The 23,184-nt window shown below is 68.6% G+C and carries 24 protein-coding genes and 1 tRNA gene; 11 read left to right on the top strand and 14 right to left on the bottom strand.

Annotated features, from left to right (window positions below):
• Positions 1-31 precede the first annotated feature (31 nt).
• From C1931_RS03990 to C1931_RS03965, 6 genes are all read right to left on the bottom strand, one after another.
• Positions 32-646 carry a 50S ribosomal protein L25/general stress protein Ctc gene (locus C1931_RS03990; protein WP_107229949.1) on the bottom strand — a complete coding sequence of 205 codons (615 nt, stop codon included), beginning with the start codon at positions 644-646 and terminating at the stop codon, positions 32-34.
• Between the two features lie 110 nt (positions 647-756).
• Positions 757-1,716 (bottom strand): ribose-phosphate diphosphokinase, encoded by a 960-nt coding sequence (locus C1931_RS03985; RefSeq protein ID WP_108751479.1) that lies wholly within the window; start codon positions 1,714-1,716, stop codon positions 757-759.
• A 138-nt stretch (positions 1,717-1,854) separates the two neighbouring features.
• A tRNA-Gln gene (locus C1931_RS03980) sits at positions 1,855-1,931 on the bottom strand.
• Between the two features lie 11 nt (positions 1,932-1,942).
• Positions 1,943-2,812: a 4-(cytidine 5'-diphospho)-2-C-methyl-D-erythritol kinase gene (gene ispE, locus C1931_RS03975; protein WP_108755492.1), complete on the bottom strand. Its 870-nt coding sequence runs from the start codon at positions 2,810-2,812 to the stop codon at positions 1,943-1,945.
• On the bottom strand, positions 2,809-3,465 hold the full coding sequence (gene lolB / locus C1931_RS03970) for a lipoprotein insertase outer membrane protein LolB (protein ID WP_108755491.1): 657 nt from the start codon (positions 3,463-3,465) through the stop codon (positions 2,809-2,811). Before lolB ends, ispE begins: the two co-directional genes overlap by 4 nt.
• A complete protein-coding gene (locus tag C1931_RS03965; protein ID WP_199913906.1) occupies positions 3,462-5,147 on the bottom strand; it encodes a tetratricopeptide repeat protein in 1,686 nt (561 codons plus the stop codon). The genes lolB and C1931_RS03965 overlap by 4 nt, the downstream gene beginning before the upstream one ends.
• 63 nt (positions 5,148-5,210) lie before the next feature.
• Between C1931_RS03965 and hemA the strand changes: the two genes are divergently transcribed.
• The 4 genes from hemA to ppk2 all read left to right on the top strand — a co-directional run bounded on the left by hemA (position 5,211) and on the right by ppk2 (position 10,200).
• The gene (gene hemA / locus C1931_RS03960; RefSeq protein ID WP_108755489.1) at positions 5,211-6,494 is read left to right on the top strand and encodes a glutamyl-tRNA reductase; all 1,284 of its coding nucleotides are present in this window, start codon (positions 5,211-5,213) and stop codon (positions 6,492-6,494) included.
• Positions 6,472-7,554 (top strand): peptide chain release factor 1, encoded by a 1,083-nt coding sequence (gene prfA / locus C1931_RS03955; RefSeq protein ID WP_108752261.1) that lies wholly within the window; start codon positions 6,472-6,474, stop codon positions 7,552-7,554. The genes hemA and prfA overlap by 23 nt, the downstream gene beginning before the upstream one ends.
• Positions 7,555-7,559: 5 nt before the next feature.
• Positions 7,560-9,263 carry a tetratricopeptide repeat protein gene (locus C1931_RS03950; protein WP_108755488.1) on the top strand — a complete coding sequence of 568 codons (1,704 nt, stop codon included), beginning with the start codon at positions 7,560-7,562 and terminating at the stop codon, positions 9,261-9,263.
• A 151-nt stretch (positions 9,264-9,414) separates the two neighbouring features.
• A complete protein-coding gene (ppk2, locus tag C1931_RS03945; RefSeq protein WP_108755487.1) occupies positions 9,415-10,200 on the top strand; it encodes a polyphosphate kinase 2 in 786 nt (261 codons plus the stop codon).
• 505 nt (positions 10,201-10,705) lie between these two features.
• Here ppk2 and C1931_RS03940 read toward each other — a convergent pair.
• A complete protein-coding gene (locus C1931_RS03940; RefSeq protein WP_108755486.1) occupies positions 10,706-11,269 on the bottom strand; it encodes a TlpA disulfide reductase family protein in 564 nt (187 codons plus the stop codon).
• On the bottom strand, positions 11,266-12,540 hold the full coding sequence (locus C1931_RS03935; RefSeq protein ID WP_108752257.1) for a YihY family inner membrane protein: 1,275 nt from the start codon (positions 12,538-12,540) through the stop codon (positions 11,266-11,268). The genes C1931_RS03940 and C1931_RS03935 overlap by 4 nt, the downstream gene beginning before the upstream one ends.
• 77 nt (positions 12,541-12,617) lie before the next feature.
• On the opposite strand from C1931_RS03935, the gene wrbA reads away from it, so the two are divergent.
• The 3 genes from wrbA (at position 12,618) to C1931_RS03920 (ending at position 14,108) form a co-directional block, all read left to right on the top strand.
• Positions 12,618-13,211, top strand: a complete 594-nt coding sequence (wrbA, locus tag C1931_RS03930; protein WP_108752256.1) for an NAD(P)H:quinone oxidoreductase — start codon at positions 12,618-12,620, stop codon at positions 13,209-13,211.
• The gene (locus C1931_RS03925) at positions 13,208-13,543 is read left to right on the top strand and encodes a DUF2069 domain-containing protein (protein WP_108755485.1); all 336 of its coding nucleotides are present in this window, start codon (positions 13,208-13,210) and stop codon (positions 13,541-13,543) included. The genes wrbA and C1931_RS03925 overlap by 4 nt, the downstream gene beginning before the upstream one ends.
• Positions 13,544-13,622: 79 nt before the next feature.
• Positions 13,623-14,108 carry an asparaginase domain-containing protein gene (locus C1931_RS03920; protein WP_108748623.1) on the top strand — a complete coding sequence of 162 codons (486 nt, stop codon included), beginning with the start codon at positions 13,623-13,625 and terminating at the stop codon, positions 14,106-14,108.
• A gap of 98 nt (positions 14,109-14,206) precedes the next feature.
• Here C1931_RS03920 and C1931_RS03915 read toward each other — a convergent pair whose 3' ends face one another.
• The 3 genes from C1931_RS03915 to sufT all read right to left on the bottom strand — a co-directional run bounded on the left by C1931_RS03915 (position 14,207) and on the right by sufT (position 18,088).
• Positions 14,207-15,955 carry a S8 family peptidase gene (locus tag C1931_RS03915; protein ID WP_108755484.1) on the bottom strand — a complete coding sequence of 583 codons (1,749 nt, stop codon included), beginning with the start codon at positions 15,953-15,955 and terminating at the stop codon, positions 14,207-14,209.
• A gap of 427 nt (positions 15,956-16,382) precedes the next feature.
• Positions 16,383-17,477 (bottom strand): branched-chain amino acid aminotransferase, encoded by a 1,095-nt coding sequence (locus C1931_RS03910; protein ID WP_108755483.1) that lies wholly within the window; start codon positions 17,475-17,477, stop codon positions 16,383-16,385.
• Positions 17,478-17,536: 59 nt separating this feature from the next.
• Positions 17,537-18,088, bottom strand: coding sequence for a putative Fe-S cluster assembly protein SufT (sufT, locus tag C1931_RS03905; protein WP_108748620.1), 552 nt, complete (start codon positions 18,086-18,088; stop codon positions 17,537-17,539).
• A 122-nt stretch (positions 18,089-18,210) separates the two neighbouring features.
• Here sufT and C1931_RS03900 point away from each other — a divergent pair, with 122 nt between their 5' ends.
• Positions 18,211-18,630 carry a hypothetical protein gene (locus C1931_RS03900; protein WP_108752252.1) on the top strand — a complete coding sequence of 140 codons (420 nt, stop codon included), beginning with the start codon at positions 18,211-18,213 and terminating at the stop codon, positions 18,628-18,630.
• Between the two features lie 105 nt (positions 18,631-18,735).
• Here C1931_RS03900 and C1931_RS03895 read toward each other — a convergent pair whose 3' ends face one another.
• Together C1931_RS03895 and C1931_RS03890 are read right to left on the bottom strand one after the other, a co-directional pair.
• The gene (locus C1931_RS03895) at positions 18,736-20,196 is read right to left on the bottom strand and encodes an NAD(P)(+) transhydrogenase (Re/Si-specific) subunit beta (RefSeq protein WP_108755482.1); all 1,461 of its coding nucleotides are present in this window, start codon (positions 20,194-20,196) and stop codon (positions 18,736-18,738) included.
• Positions 20,193-20,513 (bottom strand): NAD(P) transhydrogenase subunit alpha, encoded by a 321-nt coding sequence (locus tag C1931_RS03890; protein ID WP_108755481.1) that lies wholly within the window; start codon positions 20,511-20,513, stop codon positions 20,193-20,195. Before C1931_RS03890 ends, C1931_RS03895 begins: the two co-directional genes overlap by 4 nt.
• Before the next feature lie 98 nt (positions 20,514-20,611).
• On the opposite strand from C1931_RS03890, the gene C1931_RS03885 reads away from it, so the two are divergent.
• Genes C1931_RS03885 through C1931_RS03875 form a run of 3 tightly spaced genes read left to right on the top strand, consistent with a single transcriptional unit; the run spans position 20,612 to position 21,984 of the window.
• Complete coding sequence (locus tag C1931_RS03885; protein ID WP_108755480.1) at positions 20,612-21,196, top strand: RNA polymerase sigma factor; 585 nt, start codon at positions 20,612-20,614, stop codon at positions 21,194-21,196.
• Complete coding sequence (locus tag C1931_RS03880; RefSeq protein WP_108748615.1) at positions 21,193-21,519, top strand: hypothetical protein; 327 nt, start codon at positions 21,193-21,195, stop codon at positions 21,517-21,519. The genes C1931_RS03885 and C1931_RS03880 overlap by 4 nt, the downstream gene beginning before the upstream one ends.
• Before the next feature lie 3 nt (positions 21,520-21,522).
• A complete protein-coding gene (locus C1931_RS03875) occupies positions 21,523-21,984 on the top strand; it encodes a DUF3106 domain-containing protein (protein ID WP_108752248.1) in 462 nt (153 codons plus the stop codon).
• Between the two features lie 78 nt (positions 21,985-22,062).
• Here C1931_RS03875 and C1931_RS03870 read toward each other — a convergent pair whose 3' ends face one another.
• Complete coding sequence (locus tag C1931_RS03870; RefSeq protein WP_108752247.1) at positions 22,063-23,142, bottom strand: NAD(P) transhydrogenase subunit alpha; 1,080 nt, start codon at positions 23,140-23,142, stop codon at positions 22,063-22,065.
• Positions 23,143-23,184 lie beyond the last annotated feature (42 nt).

Below are 23,184 nucleotides of genomic sequence, written 5' to 3'. Positions count from 1 at the left end.
TGCCTGCCCGAAGGCAGGCACCGCTTGGGTATTACTCGGCAGCCGCTTCTTCGTCGGCCGCGTCGGCCTTGCCGGCCTTGGCGGTGACGATGGCGTCGTCGTGGTCCTTGCCCAGCGCCAGCGCCGGGATTTCCACGCCCTTCGGCAGCTTGATGTTGGACAGGTACACCACGTCACCGGCCTTCAGCTCGCCCAGGTCGACTTCGATCGACTCCGGCAGGTCCTTCGGCAGGCAGGTGATGGTCACTTCCTTCAGTTCGTGGGTGACCACGACGTCGGCAGCCTTGCCAGCCGGCGAGGTGTCTTCGTTGACGAAGTGCAGCGGGACCGAAGCGGTCAGGGCTTCGTTCTCGTTCACGCGCTGGAAGTCCAGGTGCATGATCAGCTGCTTGTACGGGTGGCGCTGCATGTCACGCAGCAGCACCTTCTGCACCTGGCCGTCCAGGTTCAGGTCCAGGATGGAGGCATAGAACCACTCGTTCTGCTGGGCCAGCCAGATTTCGTTGTGGTCCAGGCTGATGGCGACCGGCTCGGCGTTGCCGCCGTACACGATGGCCGGGATCACACCAGCGTGACGCAGGCGGCGGCTCGCACCCTTACGCTGCAGTTCACGCTTGGTGACCTTGATTTCATGGGTCTTCGACATTTTCGACTACTCAGGTTGTTGCCTTGCCGTGCGGCGAGGCGGTTTGAAGATGCTTCCGCGACCAGAAGCATCCGGGGCATGCCCCCGCCGTTGCCGGCAGGGGCGGATTCTCAATCGACGTACAGCGAGCTGACCGACTCGCCGAAGGCGATGCGGCGCATCGTTTCGGCCAGCATTTCCGCCACGCTGAGCTGGCGGATCTTGCTGCACACGCGCGCGGCGTCCTTCAGCGGGATGGTGTCGGTCACCACCAGTTCGTCCAGCTGCGAGTTGGTGATGTTGTCCACCGCCGGGCCCGACAGCACCGCGTGGGTGCAGTACGCGGCGACCTTCAGCGCACCGCGCGCCTTCAGGGCAGCGGCAGCAGCGCACAGGGTGCCGGCGGTATCGACGATGTCATCGACCATCACGCAGGTCTTGCCTTCGACGTCACCGATGATGTTCATCACGGTGGAGACGTTGGCGCGCGGGCGGCGCTTGTCGATGATGGCCAGGTCGGCATCATCCAGGCGCTTGGCCACGGCGCGGGCGCGGACCACGCCACCCACGTCCGGCGAAACGACGATCAGGTTCTCGGTGCCGTAGGCGCGCCAGATGTCGGCCAGCAGCAGCGGGGACGCATACACGTTGTCCACCGGGATATCGAAGAAACCCTGGATCTGGTCGGCGTGCAGGTCGACGGTCAGCACGCGATCAGCGCCAGCGGTGCTGAACATCTTCGCCGCCAGCTTGGCGGTGATCGGCACGCGCGAGGAGCGCATGCGGCGATCCTGACGCGAGTAACCGAAGTACGGCACCACGGCGGTCACGCTGTTCACCGATGCGCGCTTGAGCGCGTCGATCAGCACCAGCAGTTCCATCAGGTTTTCCGCGCTCGGCGCGCTGGTCGGCTGGATCACGAAGACGTCCTGCTTGCGCACGTTCTCTTCGATTTCCACCTGCACTTCACCATCGGAGAAGTGCGAGACCAGTGCCTTGCCCGGGCGAACCCCCAGTTCCTTGCAGATGTTCTGCGCCAGACGTTTGTTGGCGTTGCCGGAAAATACCAGCAGGTTCGGGGACTCTTGCATCATGATTGTCTCGGGCGGGGACGAGTGGCGGGGATCCGGTAGCGGCAAGGACCGTTGGGCCCTTGCTGCTGACAACACCGCGGCTGTTTCCACGTCCCGCGCGGTCGATGCGCTGGAAGGCGCGGACACAGCCGCAATTGGCAGGGGCGGTAGGATTCGAACCTACGAATGCCAGGATCAAAACCTGGTGCCTTGGGCCTCTTGGCGACGCCCCTGCAGTGATGAATCAGTGTTGCTCGAGTGCTTCCAGCAGTGGCGAACGCATGACGCCCGCTGCCACCCTTGCCCGCAACTCCTTCGGCAATTTCGCTCGTCCCTGCTCTGCGGCAGCCTGCGAATCGAACTCGACGAAACAACCACTTCCGGACCCGGTCAAACGTGCCCGGCCTATGCGGCTCAACGAGGCAAGCACCGCCTCGACGGCAGGCTCGCGACGGCGCAGCACCGGCTCGAACACGTTTCCGACCAGAGCGCCGGAAGCGAAGTCCTCTATTTTCGCAACTGGGCTGTCGCGCGTCAAATCCGGGTCAGCAAACAGGGCCGGGGTCGGAACATGAACGCCCGGTTCGGCGATCACATACCAGGCCGCGGGCAGCGCGATCGGCTGCAGGCGCTCGCCCACCCCTTCGGCCCAGGCATTGCGGCCGCGCACGAACACCGGCACGTCGGCCCCCAGCTGCAGGCCCAGTTCGGCCAGCGCATCCTCGTCCAGGCCGGCCTGCCACAGCCGGTTCAGCACCACCAGCACGGTGGCTGCGTCGGACGAGCCACCGCCGAAGCCGCCACCCGCAGGCACATGCTTTTCGACGATGATGTCAGCACCCTGGGCGACATTGGCCACTTTTTTGAGCAAGCGCGCTGCGCGCACGGCCAGGTCCTGGTCTTCCGCCACGCCGGCCAGGCCGTCACCCTCGCGGCGCACCTGACCGTCTTCACGCAGGCGCAGGCCAATGCGGTCGCCCCAGTCCAGCAGACGGAACACCGTCTGCAGTTCGTGGTAGCCGTCGGCGCGGCGGCCGGTGATATGCAGGAACAGGTTCAGCTTGGCCGGGGCCGGCCACCAGGACCAGCCGTCGGCGTCAATCTGCGCAGTCATGGGGCGTCGGCGCCCCACTGGTCCACCAGCAGGCGTACCTTGGCGTCCTCGCGGCTGGCCTCGATCCGCCGCGGCAGGGCCGGGCGTCCGTCCTGCGCCGGGTACCAATCCAGGTACTGGATCAGCCAGCCGGCCTGCTGCATGCGCCGCGGGCGGCCCTCGGCATCACGCTCCACGGCACTTTCACCGCTGCCGCGCAGCACCAGGCCGCGGGTCCAGTCGGACAGTTCACTGACCGGGATGTCCCAGCCGGTGGCATCGAGCAGCAACAGGCGCGCGTCGTCGCCTGTGCGCGGGCCGTCGCCCAGCCCTTCCAGCCGCGCCCCACCCTGCAATGCGTCGCCCTGCAGGGTCCAGCTCTGGCGGGTGACCGGCGCGCTCAGCTGCACGCGGTACTCGCTGCCCTGCTGCACCCAGTCGATGCGGCCACTGCCGCCGTTCTTGCCCTTGCTGACCGCGACCCGGCCCTGGAAGGCGTAATCCGGCTGCGCACGCAGCGCCTGCACGCGCGCCTCTTCGGCGCGCTCAGCGGCCGGCGAAACGGTGTAGACGACTTCCGGCGCCGGGGTCTTCTGGGTGCCGACGCTGGTGCAGGCACTGACCGCCAGGGTCACCGCCGCCAGCAGCAGCGGGCGGATCGAGGAAACACTCATGGATTGAATTTCTCGCGGGCGCGCAGCAGCGCGCGGTTCTCGGGGTCCAGCTTGGCCGCTTCGTCGAAGAAGTGGCGGGCCTCGTCATGCTTGCCGAGCACCCACAGCACTTCGCCCACGTGGGCGGCGATTTCCGGGTCCTTGGCCAGGGTCCAGGCACGGCGCAGCTGCACCAGGGCCTCTTCGTTGCGCCCCAGGCGGTAGAGCACCCAGCCGTAGCTGTCGACGATGGCGGCGTTGTCCGGTTCGGCCACGCGCGCGCGGTCGATCAGTTCCAAGGCCTCCTGGTAACGCCCGGTACGGTCGGCCAGGGTGTAGCCCAGTGCATTCAGCGCCGGCACGTTTTCCGGCTCGGTGATCAGGATCTTGCGCAGGTCGGCCTCGGCACGGGCGATATCGTCGCGACGTTCCCAGGCCAGGGCGCGCGCGTACAACAGCGCGTTTTCATCCGGATAGGCGGCCAGGCCACGCGCCAGGGCATCCAGCTCACCGGGCAGATCGTCGGCGCGCTGGCGCAGTTCGGCTTCCAGCAGATAGGCATCGCGGCGCACGTCATCGTCCACCGTCGCGTCGGACTGGATGGCATGCACCTCCTGCAACGCCAGGTCCTGGCGACCGGCCAGGCCCTGCGCGTTGGCCGCACGCAGCCGCGCCTCGCTCAGTTCTTCACCGCCGGGCACGCTGTGGTACCAGTTCACCGCCTCCGGGTAGCGCTGCAGGTATTCGGCAATCTTGCCCAGCAGCAGGCGCTGCGCCGGATCCGGCTTGGCCGCCTGGCGCGACAGTTCGTTGTACAGATTGCCCAGCGCGGCCTTGTCGCCCTGCTTGGCCAGCAATGATGCGCGCATGCCCCAGGTCTGCACGTCCTGCGGGCCGAATGCCAGCACGCGTTCGGCCGCGGCCGGCTGGCCCAGGCTGTCATAGGCAATGGCCACCGCGTTGCGCAGTTCGGGGTCCTGGCGGGTCTGCGGCTCCACGCCCTGCAGCAGCGTCAGCGCCTGCCCGGTCTGCCCGGCCTGCTGCAACTGGCTGGCGCGCAGCAGCGCCACCCGCGGTTCCTGCGGGAAGCGGCGCACCACCTCGTCGATCATGCGCTGCGCCAGCTCCGGCTTTTCCATGCGCAGGGCCAGCCGCCCGAACTCCTGCCAGGCCTCGATCCTGGCCGGAATGGCATTGGCATCGACCAGCTCGCCCAGCACCTGCGCCGGCACTGCCGGATCGCGCCCGCCACCGATCAGGGCGGCCAGGGCGAACTTCCAGCCCTGCTCGTCGCGGTCCTGCAGCAGTGATTGCAGTTCGCTGCGGGCCGTCTTCACATTGCCCTGGCGCATGGCCAGGGCGGCCGCGGCGCTGCGCATCTGCAGGGACGCCGGGGCACGCTGCTGCCACAGGGCCAGCGCCTTTGCGGCATTGGCATCCTCGTTGGCCAGCATGGCAATACGGGTGGCACGCTCGGCCAGGCCAGCGTCGCCGTCGGTCTGCTGGGCCGCCTGCAGGTACCAGCGCGCGGCCTCGGCCAGCTTGCCGGCCTGCAGGGCGAATTCGCCGGCGATCACCGGTTCCAGGGCCAGTGCTCCGGCGGCCGGGGCCCGTGTGGGGGCCTTGGCCGGCGCTGCCGACACCGCCTGGGCACAGGCCAGGGACAGCAGCAGAACACTGGGGATGCGAATCAATGCGGGCATCGTCGGCATCGGGGCCTTAAAATGTCGTCCAATGGCCAGCAGCTTATCGCAAGCAACTGAACAATGACCCTGTGGGTGCTCGGACTGAATCACCAGACCGCACCGGTGGAACTGCGCGAACGCGCGGCCTTCGCCGGTGAGGCGCTGCCGCGCGCGCTCGGTTCGCTGCGCGACACCCCGCAGATCGCCGAGGCGGTGCTGCTGTCCACCTGCAACCGCACTGAACTGTATGCGGTCGCCGATTCGGCGCAGGCGCTGGACCAGTGGCTGCAGCAGCAGGCCGGCGATCTGCAGGGCTACCTGTACCAGCATGCCGACGCCGATGCCGTGCGCCATCTGTTCCGGGTCGCCACCGGGCTGGATTCCATGGTGCTGGGTGAACCGCAGATCCTGGGCCAGGTGAAGGACGCCTGGTCCACCGCCCGCGATCACGGCCTGCTGGGCCAGCGCCTGGACCAGTTGTTCCAGCAGACCTTCTCGGTGGCCAAGCGCGCCCGTACCGATACCCAGGTCGGCGCCAACCCGGTGTCGGTGGCCTCGGCGGCGGTACGCCTGGCGCAGAACGCGTTCGCGCGCCTGGATGAATCCACTGTGCTGCTGGTCGGCGCGGGCGAGACCATCGAACTGGCCGCCCGGCACCTGAGCGAAGGCAAGGTGCGGCGCCTGCTGATCGCCAACCGCACCCTGGCCCATGCCCAGGAACTGGCCAGCCGCCACGGCGGTGTGGCCCTGCCCCTGACCGAGCTGGAGCGCCACCTGGCCGAGGCCGACGTGGTGTTCTCGGCCACCGCCGCGCGTGAGCCGGTGATCCACCGCGCTGCCGTGGCCAATGCCCTGCGCGCGCGCCGGCACAAGCCGATGCTGCTGTTCGACCTGGCCGTGCCGCGCGACATCGAAGCCGATGTCGCCACGCTGAACGACGCCTTCCTGTACACGGTGGACGATCTTGAGCGCGCGGTGGAAGACAACCGCCGCGGGCGTCGCGAGGCCGCCGCCGAGGCCGAGGCGATCATCGACCTGCAGGTTTCCCGCTATGTGGAAACCCTGCAGGCCAGCGCCCACCAGGCGCCGCTGCGGCAGCTGCGCGCGTTCGGCGAAGCCACCCGCGCCGAACTGCTGGAGCGTGCGCGCCAGCAGCTGGCCAACGGCAAGTCGGCCGATGAAGTCCTGGAACTGCTGGCCCATGGCCTGACCAACCGCCTGCTGCACCCACCCACAGCGGCCCTGCGCGCGGCCGCACTCAGCGGCGATGCCGAGCTGACCCGCGCCGCGCAGCGCCTGTTCCCGGCAACGCCGGGCTACCACCATCCCCCCGTGAGACCCGATGACGCCGACCCTGCGCCGTAAGCTGGAAGCGCTGGCCGAGCGCCGCGAAGAACTGGAACGCCTGCTCGCCGAACCCGACGTGGTCGCCGACAATGCGCGTTTCCGCGATCTTTCGCGCGAATTCGCCCAACTGGAACCGATCGCCACCGCGCTGGCCGAAGAAGCCCGCGCCAAGGCCGACCTGACGGCCGCCGAGGGCATGCGCGCCGATCCGGACCTGCGCGAGCTGGCCGACGAAGAGATCGCCGCTGCCCAGGCCCGCCTGCAGGAACTGGAGCAGGAACTGGCGCTGCTGCTGGTGCCGCGCGACCCGCGCGACGACGGCAACCTGTTCCTGGAAGTGCGCGCTGGCACCGGCGGCGACGAAGCGGCGATCTTCGCCGGCGACCTGTTCCGCATGTATGCCCGCTATGCCGAGCGCCAGGGCTGGAAGGTCGAGATCGAATCGGACAGCCCCGGCGAACATGGCGGCTACAAGGAAGTGGTGGCCCGCGTGGTCGGCCGCGGTGCGTTCTCGCGCCTGAAATTCGAATCGGGCACGCACCGCGTGCAGCGCGTGCCGGCCACCGAATCGCAGGGCCGCATCCATACCTCCGCGGCCACGGTGGCGATCATTCCCGAAGCGGACGAGGTGGATGAGATCGTCATCAACCCGGCCGACCTGAAGGTCGATACGTTCCGTTCGTCCGGTGCCGGCGGCCAGCACGTGAACAAGACCGAATCAGCCATCCGCATCACCCACGTGCCGACCGGCGTGGTGGTGGAATGCCAGACCGAGCGCAGCCAGCACGCCAACCGGGACAAGGCGATGAAGCGCCTGAAGGCGCAGCTGCTGGATGCCGAACGCCAGCGCCAGGACGCCGCGCAGGCCGAATCACGCCGCCTGCAGGTGGGCAGCGGCGATCGCAGCCAGCGCATCCGCACCTACAACTTCCCGCAGGGCCGGATCACCGACCATCGCGTGGAAGGGCTGACCCTGTACGACCTGCCCAATGTGCTGGCGGGCGATCTGGACCCGCTGCTGCAGCGCCTAAGCCACGAGCACCAGGTGGACGCGTTGGCCCAGCTTTCGGCGGGCTGAGCACGGTGTCGGCCTGGCAGCAACGGCAGCAACTGCAGCAGGCGCTGGCCCGCCAGCCGGGCGATTTCGTTGCCTGGGTGATGCTGGCCGACGTGGAACTGGAAGCGGGCGACATCGCCGCCGGTGAACGCGCCGCGCGGCGCGCACTGCAGCTGCGCCCCGACCACCCCGAAGCGCTGGCACGGCTGGGCCGCGTGGCCTGGATGGCCGGCGCCCATGCCGATGCAGCTACCCTGCTGCGCCAGGCATCCACGCTGGCGCCGCAGCATCCGGGCATTGCCCTGTGGCTGGGCCATGCGCTGGAAGATGCCAACGATGCCGAAGGCGCCGCCGAGGCCTACCGGCGCGCGCACACCCTGATGCCGGGTGAGCCCTATATCGCCGCCCAGCGCCTGGCCTGGCAGCGCCGCCTGTGCGATTGGCGCGATCTGGATACGCTGGCCGCGCAGGTCCGCCGTGCGGTGGCTTCCGGCCAAGGTGTAGTTGAACCGTTTGCTTTCCTGAGCGAAGACGCCAGCGCGGCCGAACAGCTGGCCTGCGCGCGCAGCCGGGCAACGGCCGTGGCTGCCTCGGTGCGGCCGCTGCCGCCGGCGCAGGTGCGCGCGCGCGGGCCGTTGCGGGTGGGTTTTCTGTCCAACGGCTTCGGCGCCCATCCGACCGGTCTGCTGACGGTGGCGCTGTTCGAGCAGCTGCGGGCCGACCCGGCACTGCAGCTGCATCTGTTTGCCCTGAACCGCGACGATGGCAGCCGCATCCGCCAACGCCTGCAGGCAGCCACCACGCTGCATGCCGTGGCCGGGCTGCGCCACGCCGAGACCGCCGCACGCATCCGCGCGCAGGGCATCGACCTGCTGTTCGACCTGCGCGGCTGGGGCGGCGGCGGCACGCCGGAAGTGCTGGCCATGCGCCCGGCCCCGCTGCAGCTGAACTGGCTGGCGTATCCAGGCACGTCCGGCGCAGCGTGGCTGGATGCCGTGGTGGCCGATGGCTTCGCCCTGCCCGCCGCGCTGGAACCGCATTACAGCGAACGCGTGCTGCGCCTGCCGCGCGCGTTCCAGCCGTCGGACAACACCCGCATTGTGGAAGCGGCGCCCAGCCGCGCCGACTGCGGCCTGCCCGCCCAGGGCGTGGTGTTCTGCTGCTTCAACAACAGTTACAAGCTCAACCCGCGCAGCATGGCGCGCGCCTTCGCCGTGCTGCAGGCGGTACCGGGCAGCGTGCTGTGGCTGCTGTCCGGGCCGGGCAAGGCCGATGCACGCCTGCGCGATGCCGCACGTGCCGCGGGCGTGGACCCGGCGCGACTGGTGTTCATGGCCAAGCTTGCGCACCCCCAGTACCTGGCGCGCTACGCCCTGGCCGACCTGTTCCTGGACACCCATCCCTACAACGCACACACCACCGCGTCCGACGCGCTGTGGGCCGGCTGCCCGGTGCTGACCTGCCCGGGCGAGACCTTCGCCGCACGCGTGGCTGGCAGCCTCAACCATCACCTGGGCCTGCAGGCCATGAACGTGGCCGACGATGCCGCCTTCGTGGCGACCGCAAGCGCGCTGGGCAACGACCCGGCGGCCCTGTCGGCACTGCGCGCGCAGCTGGCGCAGGCGCGCGAGCGCAGCGGCGTGTTCGACATGGCCGGGTTTGCGTTGGATCTGTCCGCGTTGTTGCAGGCGCTGGCGCGTGAGCACGGCTGGACAGGCGTGGCTGGGTAGAGTCGACCGTTGGTCGACTGCCCTTCGCAGGAGCCCAGGAACAGCCCGCGCTGCGCGCGATAGTCGACCAACGGTCGACTCTACCCCGGCGTCGACATTGCGTGGGCAAGTGCTGCGCTAGGCTCGGGTTTCCTTCCCGCGTGGTGCACCCATGGGCAAGCTGAAACGCAAGGACTACGACGCACTGCTGCAGCCGCTGCAGCTGGAACTGACGGCGATGGCGCGCTGGGTACAGCACACGGGGCAGCGCCTGCTGGTGCTGTTCGAGGGCCGCGATACCGCCGGCAAGGGGGGCGCGATCCAGGCGATCAGCCAGCACCTGAACCCCCGCCAGTGCCGGGTGGTGGCCCTGCCCAAGCCGACCGACCGCGAAGCCACCCAGTGGTACTTCCAGCGTTACGCCAGCCATCTTCCTGCCGCCGGCGAAATCGTGCTGATGGACCGCAGCTGGTACAACCGTGCCGGCGTGGAACGGGTGATGGGCTACTGCAGCGAGGGCGAGTACCAGCGCTTCCTGCGCCAGGCACCGGTGTTCGAGCAATTGCTGGTGGATGAAGGCATCCTGCTGTTCAAGTACTGGCTGTGCGTGGACCAGGCCCAGCAGGAAAAACGCTTCGCCGAGCGGCACGTGGATCCGCTGAAGGGCTGGAAGCTGTCACCGGTGGATCTGAAATCGCGCAGCAAGTACAGCGCGTATACCGAGGCGCGCGAGGCGATGCTGCGGGCGACGCACCGCGAGCAGGCGCCGTGGACCCTGGTGGATTTCAACGACCAGCGGCTGGGGCGGCTGACCCTGGTGCGCAACCTGCTGGACCGGCTGCCGGACACGCGGGTGGATGCACCGCTGCCGGAACTGCCCGCGCTGAAGGGCAAGCTGCACCGCGAGCACTACGATGTGCTGAAGCCGATCGAAGAGTTCCCGGTCGAGGATCGGTAAATCCACGCCATGCGTGGATGATCCGACCCCGCCATGGCTTGGGCGCGGTAGATCCACGCCATGCGTGGATGGATCGGGAAGGGGTCAGAGCCCGTTGCGTGGCAACGGGATCCGACCCCGCCATGGCTTGGGCGCGGTAGATCCACGCCATGCGTGGATGGATCGGGAAGGGGTTAGAGCCCGTTGCGTGGCAACGGGATCCGACCCCGCCATGGCTTGGGCGCGGTAGATCCACGCCATGCGTGGATGATCCGGGAAGGGGTCAGAGCCCGTTGCGTGGCAACGGGATCCGACCCCGCCATGGCTTGGGCGCGGTAGATCCACGCCATGCGTGGATGATCCGGGAAGGGGTCAGAGCCCGTTGCGTGGCAACGGGATCCGACCCCGCCGTGGCTTGGACGCGGTAGATCCACGCCATGCGTGGATGGATCGGGAAGGGGTCAGAGCCCGTTGCGTGGCAACGGGATCCGACCCCGCCGTGTTTTCAGTCGACCAACGGTCGACTCTACCGGGCTGCGGCGATCTGCTGTTCGATGTCGGCGGCGGTGACCGGGCCCAGGAAGGTGTGCGCGAGCTTGCCATCGGGGGCGATCAGATGGGTGAGCGGCAGCCCGCGCGGAATGGCGAAATCGGCCGGCGGGTCGAAGGGATCGACCACCACGATCGGATAGGTCACCGGATGCTTGCCCAGGAACGCCTGCATCTCCGGCACTTCGATTTCTTCATAGGCCAGGCCCACCACTTCGATGTTGTTGCGCATGGCGTGCAGCGCCGACAGCTCCGGCATTTCCTTGCGGCACGGCGCACACCAGGTCGCCCAGAAGTTCACCACCACCCACTTGCCGCGATGGGCGGCCAGGTCGTAGTCGCTGCCGTCCACCGCCTTCATCTTCAGGGTGGGAAATTCGGCCGTGGTGCGCTCGGCCGGGGCCTCTTCAACCGGCGCCGGTGCGGCCGGGGTGGGCGCCTGCGCCGGCGGCGCGCTGCTGACGGGCGCTGGTTCCTGTGCCGGCTTGCAGGCCGCCAGGGCCAGCAGCAGGGCCAGCAGCAACGGGGTCTTGTGCATCATGGGGTGTCTCCGGGAGCGGAATAGATATCGCTGACGCGCCGCTTCAAGCGCTCGCGCAGCGGCAGGCGAAGTTCGTCCAGCGCCGCCAGCGCGGCCTGGCCCAGACTGTCGTCGCGGTAAGGCAGGTGCTGCTCGGCCACCGGAATGCGCAGCTGGGTGCATTCGTACAGATCGGCCAGGCTGACCTGTTCCAGGTCACGCGCCAGCAACCATTCGCCACGCTCATCGCGGCGCAGCAGGCCGATGTCCTGCAGGTTGCAGACCAGGTCCTGCAGCAGCGAGTCGGTCAGCATCGGCTCCATGCGCAGGATTTCATCGTCATCCAGCCCCTTGCCGGCGGCGCGCGCGTAGTGGAAGCGCCCGAGCAGGCGCAGCAGGCCATAGAACTCGTAGCCCTGCGGCAGGCGCAGCTCCACCGGCTGGTAGCGGAAGGCGGCCATCGACGAGGCCAGCGACGCGCCCAGCAGCACGGCCACCCAGCACAGGTAGATCCACAGCAGCAGGATCGGCACGAAGGCCACGGTGCCGTACAGCTTCTGGTACGACTGGAAACTGCCCAGGTAGGCACCGATGCCCCACTTCACCAGCTCCAGCATCACCGCGGCCAGCACGGCGCCGGGAATCGCGTGGCGCCACTTCACCGTGTGGTGCGGCACCACGCGGTAGACCAGCATGATGCAGATGAATTCGATCAGTACCGGCGCCAGCCGCAGGCCCAGGTCGGCCAGCCAGCGCCCTTCCTGGGTGCCGAACAGCGGCAGCGCCAGCACCCGCGCCGACACCGCCAGCGACGCTGCAGCGAGCATCGCGCCCAGGGTCAGCACAGTCCAGTACACCAGGAAGCGGGTGAGCTTGGGCCGGGTCGAACCGACCCGCCAGATCTGGTTGAAGGTTTCTTCCACGCTGTTGAGCGTGATCAGCAGCGACACCACCAGGGCGATGAAGCCGGCGGCGGTGAGCTGGCCGGCACTGGCCGAGAACTGCCGCAGGTAGCCTTCGGCCGCGCGCGCGGCGCTGGGCACGAAGTTGGAAAACACGTAGTCGCTGAGCTGGTCGCTCCAGCGGTCGAAGACCGGGAAGGCCGACAGCACGCCGAATACGACAATCGCCAGCGGCACCAGCGCGAACACGGTGGTGTAGGCCAGCGCGGCGGCGGCCTGGAACAGGCGGTCGTCGAGAAAGCGCCGCCACAGGAAGCGGCCGAAGCTGGCGGTCCGTGCGCGATCCCGCGCGCGCTCCATCCACAGGTTGAGCGTATCCAGAGGTTCCATCGGCGCAAGGGTACCCGATGCGGAATGCGTGCAGGATAGCCATACTGGCGTCCACACGATGAGGAGACCTGGGCACGATGGGCGAAATCCTGGTGCTGTACTACAGCCGCGGCGGTTCGGTGGCACGGCTGGCGCGCCAGATCGCGCGCGGTATCGGCGAAGTGCCGGGCATGAGCGCGCGCCTGCGCACGGTGCCGCCGGTGGCCGCCGTGACCCAGACCGCGCAGCCGCCCGTGCCCGATGAAGGCGCCCCGTATGTCAGCGTGCAGGACCTGGCCGAATGCCAGGGCGTGCTGCTGGGCAGCCCCACCCGCTTCGGCAACATGGCCGCGCCGGTCAAGCATTTCCTGGATGGGCTGGGTGCCGAATGGGTGAACGGCACGCTGGCCGGCAAACCGGCGGGGGTGTTCACCTCCACCGCGTCGATGCACGGCGGCCAGGAATCGACGCTGCTGTCGATGCAGCTGCCGCTGCTGCACCACGGCTGCCTGATCGTGGGCATCCCCTTCACCGAGCCGGCGCTGAGCCACACCACCAGTGGCGGTACGCCCTACGGTGCCAGCCACGTGGCCGGCGCCGCAGACGACCCGCAGCCCAGCGAGGATGAAGCCCTGCTGGCGCGTGCACTGGGCCGGCGCGTGGCCGATATCGCGCAGCGCCTGGCCCGATGAGCCGCGCGCCCCACACCGTGCTGCTGCTGGCGCTGCTGGGCCTGGCCGCGCTGTTCGTGGGCTGGTTCATCAATGACAAGCACTGGCTGGCCACCCAGCTGGTGTTCACCGCACCGCCGCTGGCGCTGGCGATCGCCCTGCGCCTGGGCTGGCGCAAGGCCGGCTTCTGGGCCTCGGTGCTGGCGCTGGGCTGGTTCAGCCACGGCGTGATGAGCGCCTGGAGCCACCCGCAGACCCGCGCGCTGGCCCTGATCGAAGTGGCGCTGGCGCTGCTGGTGATCTTCGCCGCCAGCCTGCCCGGCCTGCGGGCCCGCTTCAGCAAGCGGCGCTGACGCTGCGCCCGCCGGGCCGTATCATCTGTGTTCCCGGCCCCGCGCCGCTGTACCTGTCCTGGTTTCGCGCATGCACATGATGGAAGAACTCCTGGTCGTCACCACCGGTGGCACGATCGACAAGATCTACTTCGACGACAAGTCGGACTACCAGATCGGCGACCCGCAGATCGGCATGATCCTGCGCGAGCTGGGGGTGACCTTCCGTTTCAACGTGATTCCGATCCTGCGCAAGGATTCGCTGCACATCAACGATGAGGACCGTGAGCTGATCCGGGCCACCATCGCCGCACAGCCTACCCGCCACGTGCTGGTCACCCACGGCACCGATTCGATGGTGCAGACCGGCAAGGTGCTGTCGACCATCGCCGACAAGACCATCGTGATGACCGGTGCGCTCAGCCCGGCGCGCTTCCGCGGTTCGGATGCCGAATTCAACATCGGCTGTGCGATCGGCGCGGTGCAGTCGCTGCCGTCGGGCGTGTACATCGCCATGAACGGCCGCATCTTCGATCCGCAGCACGTGCGCAAGAACGTGGCCGCCAACCGCTTCGAATCGGTCTGAGCAACAGCGTGCCGCCCCAGGTCGGCACCCACCACCGCGCAGCCCCAAAAAAACACCCCGACCGAAGCCGGGGCGTGCCCTTGGAGAGGGACTTGGGCTCAGTACTGGGCGTTGAGGGTCAGGCCCGAGAAGGTGCTGTAGGCCTTCACCCGCACGTGCCAGGTGCCAGCGGCCGGGCTGTTGACGGTGCAGGTCTCGTTGTTGCCGCTCAGGTACGGGCGGCAGGTGTAGGTGGTATCGGTCGGGGCGCTGCCCTGGCGGATGTACAGATCGGCATCACCGCTGCCACCGCTGATGGCCACGCGCAGCTGGCTGCTGCCGGCCGGCACCTGCACGGTGTAGCTGAGCGAGGCGCCGCTGGACGCGCCCAGGCCGGTCACCGGCACGTTGTTCTGCAGCACGGTGCCACCCGGTTCCGGGGTGGTGCCACCGCCGCCGTTGATGGCGGCCGTGACCGCTGCATCGGCGTCGACGATGCCCGCGCCGCAACCGCCGGAGCAGGCGCCCGGAAGCGCACGCGCGGTGCTCTTCAGGATGCTTTCCACCTGCGCCGGGCTGAGCGGGCTCGGTGCCACCGACTGCATCAGCGCGACCACGCCGGCCACGTGCGGTGCCGCCATCGAAGTGCCGTTGTAGGAGGCATAGCTGGCGCTGGCCGGCACGGTGGTGCCGGTGTTGAGGGTGGACAGGATGTTGGCACCCGGTGCCGACACGTCGATGCCGGTGCCGTAGTTGGAGAAGCTGGCGCGGGCGCCGGCCGAGGTGGTGGCGGCCACCGCGATCACGTTCGGGCAGTTGGCCGGCACGGCCGAGGACACGTTGGTGTTGCTGTTGCCGGCGGCGACCACCACGGTGGTGCCACGGCCAACGGCGCCGTTGATCGCATTCTGGTAGGTGGTGGAGCAGCTGCCGCTGCCACCCAGCGACATGTTGATGACTTCGGCCGGATTGGCGTTGGCGGGCACGCCGCTGACGGTGCCACCGGAGGCCCAGACGATCGCGTCGGCGATGTCGGAGGTGTAGCCGCCGCACTTGCCCAGCACGCGCACCGGCACGACCTTGGCGTTGAAGGCGGTACCGGCCACGCCGGTGCTGTTGTTGGTCACCGCGGCGATGGTGCCGGCCACGTGGGTACCGTGCCAGCTGGAGTTTGAAGCCGGGTAGCCGGCGCCACATTCGTTGGCGGCGTACCAGTCGCCTTCGTCGTTCGGGTTGCTGTCACGGCCACCGCCATCGCGGGCCATCGCGGCATCGCTGATGAAGTCATAGCCGGGCAGGATGTTGGCGTTCAGATCCGGATGGCTGGTGATGCCGGTGTCGATCACCGCCACGACCACGCCGGTGCCGGTGGCCTTGTCCCAGGCCGGGCGGACATTGATCGAGGCGTTGGAGGTGCCGAAGCCCCACTGTTCGCTCAGGCGGGCGTCGTTGGGCACCAGGGTCGGCCGCATGATCTGGTCGACTTCCACGTATTCCACGTTCGGGTCGGCGGCGAGCTTGCGCATCAGCAGCTCGGATTCGGCCTGGTCCAGCGCGCGGTCGGTCTTGACCACGGTCGGGCCGATGGCCAGCTTGCGGACTTCCTGCAGGCCCAGGGCGCGGCCCTGGCTGCTGGACAGACCGGCCGCAGCGGTCTTCAGGGACGAGGCCAGTGCGGTGGTGTTGGCCACCGGGGCACTGCCTTCACGGTACTTCACGATGAAACGCTGGTGCGTCGGGGCGGACTGCAGGCCGCTGAGCTGGACGTCACCGGCGAAGGCCGGGGCGGCCAGCAGCAGGGAGGTGACAACAGACGCACTGAGAACCACCCACGACTTGCGCGCACGCAGATGCGAAACCTGGGACATCGGAATTTCCCTTTCTAGTGGTGTGAATGCCGGAATCGGCAGAAGCACCGGCGCGAGCGCTTGGCAAGGAACGAGGGCGCGGCTCGGCGTCCGGTGAGTGAGCGGATTCCCCTGTCGATCCGCTGTCAGATGACGCTAAAGGCTCGATCCGGACACCACAAGATTTTCAGTGTCTTTTCAGCAACATGAAATGTCTGTTCTGAGACTTTCCGTGTGGAGGGTTTGTGAAGGTGAAGGAACTTTCACGTCACGTGCACGGACATGACTGGGACTTGGGCTGTCCTGCGATGTCTTTGCTGACATCGGCGGTGGGGCCGCCGGGATGGGTCACCACAACGCAGAAAGCCCGTCGCGGGGACGGGCTTTCTGGGGAAACCAAGCGGAGAGCAGTCGAGCAAGCTCGACTCTACAGACGCGTGGAGGGCGATCAGCCCAGCTTGACCAGCCAGTTGTGGCGGTCCGGCAGGCGGCCGTACTGGATGTCGGTCAGTTCCTTGCGCAGCGACATGGTGACTTCGCCGGCCGGTGCGCTGATGTCGCCCACCGAGAAGCCCTCGCCCTTCAGCTGGCCGATCGGGGTGACCACGGCGGCGGTACCGCAGGCGAACACTTCGGCGATCTCGCCCGAGGCCACGCCCTGCTTCCACTCATCGATGGTGACCTTGCGCTCTTCGACCTTCATGCCACGGTCGCGTGCCAGCTGCAGGATGCTTTCGCGGGTGATGCCTTCCAGGATGCTGCCGGACAGTTCCGGGGTGACCAGGGTGCCGTCCTTGTAGACCAGGAAGACATTCATGCCGCCCAGTTCTTCCAGGTACTTGCCTTCCACCGGGTCCAGGAACAGCACCTGCGAGCAGCCCTGCGCCTGCGCCTTCTGCTGCGGCAGCAGGGAAGCGGCGTAGTTGCCGCCGCACTTGGCCGCACCGGTGCCGCCCTTGGCCGCACGCGCGTATTCGGTGGACAGCCAGATCGAGACCGGGGCAACGCCCTTGGCGAAGTACGGGCCGGCCGGGCTGGCGATGACGTAGTAGCCGGCCTTGTGCGCGCCGCGCACGCCGAGGAAGGCCTCGTCGCCGATCATGAACGGACGGAAGTACAGGCTGGATTCGTCGGCCGACGGCACCCAGTCCTTGTCCAGCGCGATCAGCTGCTTGAGCGATTCAACGAAGATCTCCACCGGCAGTTCCGGCAGCGCCAGACGCTGGGCCGAGCGCTGCAGGCGACGGCCGTTGGCGTCCGGGCGGAAGGTCCAGATGGAACCGTCGGCATGGCGGTAGGCCTTGATGCCTTCGAAGATTTCCTGGCCGTAGTGCAGCACGGCGGCGGCCGGGTCCAGCTGCAGCGGGCCGTAGGCACGCACGTTGGCGTTGTGCCAGCCGGCATCCTTGTCCCAGCGCACTTCCACCATGTGGTCGGTGAAGTGCAGGCCGAAGCCCGGCTTCTCCAGGATCTGGGCGCGCTCTTCAGCGCTGCGCGGGTGGTCCGAACGGGTGACGGCGAAGCTGGGGATGGACTGGGACACCGGAGGATTCCTGTTCTGGTTGCGGGTAGTGCCGACCCCGCCAGTTGCGGGGCCATGGGTCAAAGCATGCCGGTTTCGAGCCGCGCAGCCTCGGACATCATGTGCTGGTTCCACGGCGGGTCGAACACCAGCTCGACGTCGGCCTGGGCCACCGTCGGGATCATTTCGAGCTTGCTGCGCACATCGTCCACCAGGATGTCGCCCATGCCGCAGGCCGGCGCGGTCAGCGTCATCTTCACGTCGATCTCGCGCTGGCCTTCGTCCAGGTGCTTGATCTCCACTTCGTAGACCAGGCCCAGTTCGACGATGTTGACCGGAATTTCCGGGTCGAAGCAGGTGCGCAGCTGCTGCCACACCAGCTGTTCGACCTGCTCGTCGGTGGCGTCGTCGGGCAGTTCCAGCGGCGCCGGCGCCTCTTTGCCGATGGCGTCGCCGTCCTTGCCGGCGATACGGAACAGATTGCCTTCGACAAACACCGAATAGCTGCCGCCCAGGGCCTGGGTGATGTACCCATAGCTGCCGGCAGGCAGGGTGACGGTGTCGCCCTGCGGGACCATCACGGCCTCGCAGTCGCGTTCGAAGTGGACAGGTTCGCTGCTACGGGAATACATGGGGATCGTTATGGGGCCGCGGACCGGGCCGCGCAAGCCTGCATTCTACCCCGCCCGCCCCACCGACGCCGGTGCGCTGCGGCAAACCACAGTATCCTGTGGCTGACCTTCAGGAAGCTTCGATGTCCTCCAATGCCACACGTGCCAGGACCGTGACCTGGCTTTGGCCCTTCATGCTGCTGCTGGGCCTGCTTGTTGCTCCCATGGCCTGGGTGCTGCTGGCCCTGATGACCGGCCGCCAGGTCGGCTGGATGGCGGTGGTGACCGCGCTGGAACTGGTGTTCATGCTGCGCCTGGGCACGCTGGGTCCGGGCCGGCTGCGCATTGCCCTGGTGGTGCTGGGCACGCTGCTGGTGAGCGCGGTGGCGTACTGGAGCATTGCCAGTGCGTGGATGGGTGGCTCGATCGGGCTGAACCCGATGGATGCCTCGCTGCGCATGGGCCCGCACCTGGCCTGGACCCTGACCAACCTGGCCAACGGGGCGATGGAATGGATCTGGCTGGCGGTGGGCGTGGTGGTCGGCGCCTGGCTGGCGCGCTGATCACCTGCATGGGTCGGATCCCTTTCCGCACCAAAGGGCTCTGACCCACGTTCGGGATCTGGGGTCAGAGCCCTTTCCTGCGGAAAGGGATCCGACCCCGGCCTCTCAATGCCCGCCGTCCAGGGCCTTCAATTCGCTGACCAAGGCGGCGGCGGCTTCGGCGCCATCGCCGTACAGCATGCGCGTGTTGTCGGCATAGAACAGGGCGTTTTCAATGCCGGCAAAGCCGGTGCCCTTGCCGCGCTTGATCACCACCACGTTGCGCGCGTTCACCACGTCCAGCACCGGCATGCCGTAGATCGGGCTGGCCGGGTCAGTGCGGGCCACCGGGTTGACCACGTCGTTGGCGCCGATCACCAGCACCACGTCGGTGGTGGCGAATTCGGGGTTGATGTCGTCCATGTCGGCGATCAGGTCGTAGGGCACGCCGGCTTCGGCCAGCAGCACGTTCATGTGCCCGGGCATGCGCCCGGCCACCGGGTGGATGGCGAATTTCACCTTCACCCCGCGCTGGCCCAGCCGCTGCGCCAGTTCCCAGATCTTGTGCTGGGCTTGGGCCACGGCCATGCCGTAGCCGGGCACGATCACCACGCGTTCGGCGAAGGCCATCATCGCCGCCACGTCGGCCGCATCGATCGGCTTCTGCGACCCGCTGATCGCCTGCGCCTCGCCCGCCGCACCGCCGCCGAAGTTGGAGAACAGCACGTTGCGGATCGGCCGGTTCATCGCCCTGGCCATCAGCCGGGTCAGCAGGATGCCGGCCGCGCCGACCATCATGCCGGCGATGATCAGCGCCTCGTTGCCCAGCACGTAGCCTTCGAAAGACACCGCCAGGCCGGTGAAGGCGTTGTACAGCGAGATGACCACCGGCATGTCGGCGCCACCGATCGGCAGCGTCATCAGCACGCCCAGGGCCAGCGCCAGCACGAAGAAGCCGACGATGGCCCAGGTGCTGAGCGTGCTGGCGGCGATGATGCCCAGCACCACCACGGCCAGCGCCACCAGCAGGTTCAGCACCTGCTGGCCGGGCCAGGTCACCCGCTTGTCCAGGCGGCCATCCAGCTTGGCCCAGGCGATGACCGAACCGGACAGCGACACCGCACCGATGGCCGCGCCGACCACCGCCAGCAGCAGCACGGTGGCCGAAGGCTGGCGCGCAGCCAGGTCGGCCAGCGCCTGCGCGCTCCAGTGGCTGGTATCGCGGTGGGCCAGGAAGGCGTAGCGCAGCAGTTCCACCGCGCCGATGGCGGCCGCCGAACCACCGCCCATGCCGTTGTACAGCGCCACCATCTGCGGCATGTCGGTCACGGCGACCTTGCCGGCCGACCACCACGCCAGGCCCGCGCCCAGCAGCAGCGCCACCAGGATCAGCGGCACGTTGTGCAGTTCGGGCAGGAAGAAGGTGGCTGCGGTGGCCAGCAGCATGCCCAGCCCGGCCCAGCGGATGCCGCTGCGCGCGGTGAGCGGCGAGGCCATGCGCTGCAGGCCGAGCAGGAACAGGGTGGCGGCCACCAGGTAACTGGCCTTGACCAGCCAATCGAGCAGTTCAACCGTGCTGATGTTCACGCCTGCGGCTCCTTGGCTGCATCCTTGCCGCCCTTGGGCGCGCTGGGCTTGAACATTTCCAGCATGCGCGCGGTCACCACGTAGCCACCGGCAGCATTGCCCGCCCCCAGCACCACGGCCAGGAAGCCCAGTGCCTTTTCCAGCGGTGTCTGTGCGTGGCCCAGCACCACCATGGCACCGATCAGCACGATGCCGTGGATGAAGTTGGAACCCGACATCAGCGGGGTATGCAGGATGACCGGCACCCGCGAAATGATCACGTGGCCGGCAATGGCGGCCAGCATGAAGATGTACAGCGCCACGAACCCGTCACTCATCGGCAACGCCTCCCGCTCTGTCTTCGTCGCCCCATCATAACCACGGGCTGAACCCGGTGCGCGGCCTGGTCAACCACGGGCGCGCTCACGCGTTGTCGATGGTGACCGTGAGCGAGGAACCGTACCCTGTGCTGGTGAGCAGCCCTCTTCCCCCGACCGCTGACAGCGAGCCCTTGCCGGCGTCGCTGGAGGCGTTCCTGGCCGGCGTCGGCCCGCGCGCGTTCCGCTTCGCCGAAGCCGGACTGCGCCAGCGCGACGATGCGCTGGACGCCGTGCAGGATGCGCTGATGCGCATGCTGGACTACGCCGACAAGCCCGCCACCGAGTGGGCGCCGCTGTTCTGGAGCATCCTGCGCCGGCGGGTGATCGACATGCAGCGGCGACGGCGCTTCCGCCTGCCGTTCTGGCGCGACAACCAGGACGCCGACGGCGGCGAGATCGACTGGGCCGACCCCGGCCCGGACCCGGCGCAGGCGCACGAGCAGCGCCAGCAGTACCAGCAGCTGGTGCAGGCGCTGCGCACCCTGCCCGCGCGCCAGCGCGAAGCCTTCACCCTGCGCGTGCTGCAGGACCTGGACGGCGCCACCACCGCGCGCGCCATGGGCTGCAGCGAAGGTGCCGTCAAAACTCATCTGGCACGCGCCCGACAGGCGCTGCAGGACCATCTGGAGATCGACCCGTGAACCGCTCCCTGCCTTCCGACGACGCCCTGCGCAGCCTGCACGGGCACGCGTTGCAGTCGCTTTCCCCGGCCACGCTGGCGCGGCTGCGCCAGGCCCGCCACGGCGCTGCAGGGGCGCGCCGCGACCGTGGCCGCTGGTGGCTGGCTACGGCGTGTTCGCTGGTGGTGGCGCTGGGCATCGGCGTGCAGTTCACCGGTACTGCCCCGCATACTGCGCCGGTGGCGCCGCCTGCCGTGGCCGCGGTGGACGACAACGGCGCGCTGTACGACGAGAATCCCGATCTGTACCTGTGGCTGGGCGACACCGACCTGGCGATGGAGTGAACCATGCTGCGAGTTTCAACCCTGCCGATCCTGATCGCCCTGGCCGTGCTGCCGGCGGCGCCAGCGTTGGCCCAGTCCTCCGCACCGGCCGCGCCCGCGCGCGTGGCACCCGCTGCGCCGCTGCCGGCGTGGGAACAGCTGAGTCCGGCCCAGCGTGAGGCCCTGCTGGCGCCACTGCGCGACCGCTGGAACGGCGCCGACGCCGCGCAGCGCCAGCGCATGCTGTCGCACGGCCAGCGCTGGCAGTCGATGAGCCCGGAAGAACGTGACAAGGCGCGGCGCGGGTTGCGCCGCTTCGAGCACATGAGCCCGGAACAGCGCGAGCAGGCCCGCGCCTTGTTCGGGCAGATGCGCCAGCTGAGCCCGGCCCAGCGCGATGCGCTGCGCGAGCGCTGGTCGCAGATGACACCCGAGCAGCGCAGCGACTGGGTGCGCGACAACCCGCCGCCGGCCAGGCCGCGGTAAGACGCCGGGAACGGGGCCGGGAACGGGGTCAGAGCCCTTTGCTGGCGCAAAGGGATCCGACCCCTGGCCCCGCGCGGTTCACGGCTGCCAGCGCGTTTTCGCCAGCAGTTCGTCGTCCCAATCGAACGCGACCTGTCCTTCGCGCACGAACAGCGCCACGAAGTTCAGCAGGTTGCGCGCATACATCTCGCTGGCCTGGGTGGCGCCGCGACTGGCCAGGTGCAGCGGCCCGTCGATCACCACGCCGTGGTGTTCGATGCATTGGCCAGGCTGGGTCAGTGCACAGTTGCCGCCACTTTCGGCGGCCAGGTCGACAATCACGCTGCCCGGCGCCATGCCTTCGACCATGGCCGCAGTGACGATCGTCGGCGCCGGCCGCCCCGGCACCGCGGCGGTACAGATCACCACGTCCACGCTGCGCAGGTGCTCGCCCAGCCGCCGCTGCTGTTCGGCGCGTTCTTCGTCGGTCAGCGCGCGCGCATAGCCGCCCTCGCCCACCGCGCTCACGCCCAGGTCAAGGAAACGCGCGCCCAGCGACTGGATCTGCTCGCGGGTTTCCGGCCGCACATCGAAGCCTTCCACCTGTGCACCGAGACGGCGCACGGTGGCAATGGCCTGCAGCCCGGCCACGCCTGCGCCGATCACCAGCACCTTGGCCGGCCGCACCGTGCCGGCGGCGGTGGTCAGCATCGGGAAGAAGCGTGGCGCGCGATCGGCGGCGATCAACGCCGCCTTGTAGCCGGCCATGCCGGCCTGCGAACTGAGTACGTCCATGGCCTGCGCACGGGTGGTGCGCGGCAGTTGCTGCAGCGGGAACAACCGCAGGCGGTCGTCGGCCACCAGCGCAGCCAGGGCGGGATCGGCCGCCGGCGCGAGCAGGCCGACCACGCTGGCACCGGGCTTGAGCAGGTTCAACTGCGCCGCGGGCGGGTTCTGCACGCACAGCAGGATATCGATCTCGGGCCAGCGCGCCGCGTCGAACGCGCGTGCACCGGCATCGTCATAAGCGGCATCAGGGAAACCGGCAGCCAGGCCGGCGCCGGCTTCGTACCAGACGGTGATGCCCAGTGCGCCCAGCTTCTTCGCCGTTTCCGGCGTCAGCGCCACGCGCCGTTCGCCCGGCGCGGTCTCCTTCATCCCCAGCAACGCCACGGCCATGCAGGTCCCCGCTGATCGGTGAGTTTTCCCGATCCTAGCAGG

Source organism: Stenotrophomonas sp. YAU14A_MKIMI4_1, assembly GCF_003086855.1.
In the GTDB taxonomy this organism is placed as follows: Bacteria; Pseudomonadota; Gammaproteobacteria; order Xanthomonadales; family Xanthomonadaceae; genus Stenotrophomonas.
Note: the sequence above shows the minus strand (reverse complement) of the source record. Positions and strands in the feature narration are given on the sequence as shown.

Bases quoted from the DNA above. Each gene is read 5' to 3' on its own strand.
- lolB (WP_108755491.1), bottom strand. From the start codon at position 3,465: ATGAGTGTTTCCTCGATCCGCCCGCTGCTGCTGGCGGCGGTGACCCTG.
- C1931_RS03965 (WP_199913906.1), bottom strand. From the start codon at position 5,147: ATGCCCGCATTGATTCGCATCCCCAGTGTTCTGCTGCTGTCCCTGGCC.
- C1931_RS03935 (WP_108752257.1), bottom strand. From the start codon at position 12,540: ATGGAACCTCTGGATACGCTCAACCTGTGGATGGAGCGCGCGCGGGAT.
- ispE (WP_108755492.1), bottom strand. From the start codon at position 2,812: ATGACTGCGCAGATTGACGCCGACGGCTGGTCCTGGTGGCCGGCCCCG.
- C1931_RS03870 (WP_108752247.1), bottom strand. From the start codon at position 23,142: ATGGCCGTGGCGTTGCTGGGGATGAAGGAGACCGCGCCGGGCGAACGG.
- C1931_RS03885 (WP_108755480.1), top strand. From the start codon at position 20,612: ATGGTGACCGTGAGCGAGGAACCGTACCCTGTGCTGGTGAGCAGCCCT.
- C1931_RS03985 (WP_108751479.1), bottom strand. From the start codon at position 1,716: ATGCAAGAGTCCCCGAACCTGCTGGTATTTTCCGGCAACGCCAACAAA.
- C1931_RS03940 (WP_108755486.1), bottom strand. From the start codon at position 11,269: ATGATGCACAAGACCCCGTTGCTGCTGGCCCTGCTGCTGGCCCTGGCG.
- wrbA (WP_108752256.1), top strand. From the start codon at position 12,618: ATGGGCGAAATCCTGGTGCTGTACTACAGCCGCGGCGGTTCGGTGGCA.
- C1931_RS03920 (WP_108748623.1), top strand. From the start codon at position 13,623: ATGGAAGAACTCCTGGTCGTCACCACCGGTGGCACGATCGACAAGATC.
- C1931_RS03925 (WP_108755485.1), top strand. From the start codon at position 13,208: ATGAGCCGCGCGCCCCACACCGTGCTGCTGCTGGCGCTGCTGGGCCTG.
- C1931_RS03890 (WP_108755481.1), bottom strand. From the start codon at position 20,513: ATGAGTGACGGGTTCGTGGCGCTGTACATCTTCATGCTGGCCGCCATT.
- C1931_RS03875 (WP_108752248.1), top strand. From the start codon at position 21,523: ATGCTGCGAGTTTCAACCCTGCCGATCCTGATCGCCCTGGCCGTGCTG.
- sufT (WP_108748620.1), bottom strand. From the start codon at position 18,088: ATGTATTCCCGTAGCAGCGAACCTGTCCACTTCGAACGCGACTGCGAG.
- hemA (WP_108755489.1), top strand. From the start codon at position 5,211: ATGACCCTGTGGGTGCTCGGACTGAATCACCAGACCGCACCGGTGGAA.
- prfA (WP_108752261.1), top strand. From the start codon at position 6,472: ATGACGCCGACCCTGCGCCGTAAGCTGGAAGCGCTGGCCGAGCGCCGC.
- C1931_RS03915 (WP_108755484.1), bottom strand. From the start codon at position 15,955: ATGTCCCAGGTTTCGCATCTGCGTGCGCGCAAGTCGTGGGTGGTTCTC.
- C1931_RS03990 (WP_107229949.1), bottom strand. From the start codon at position 646: ATGTCGAAGACCCATGAAATCAAGGTCACCAAGCGTGAACTGCAGCGT.
- C1931_RS03900 (WP_108752252.1), top strand. From the start codon at position 18,211: ATGTCCTCCAATGCCACACGTGCCAGGACCGTGACCTGGCTTTGGCCC.
- ppk2 (WP_108755487.1), top strand. From the start codon at position 9,415: ATGGGCAAGCTGAAACGCAAGGACTACGACGCACTGCTGCAGCCGCTG.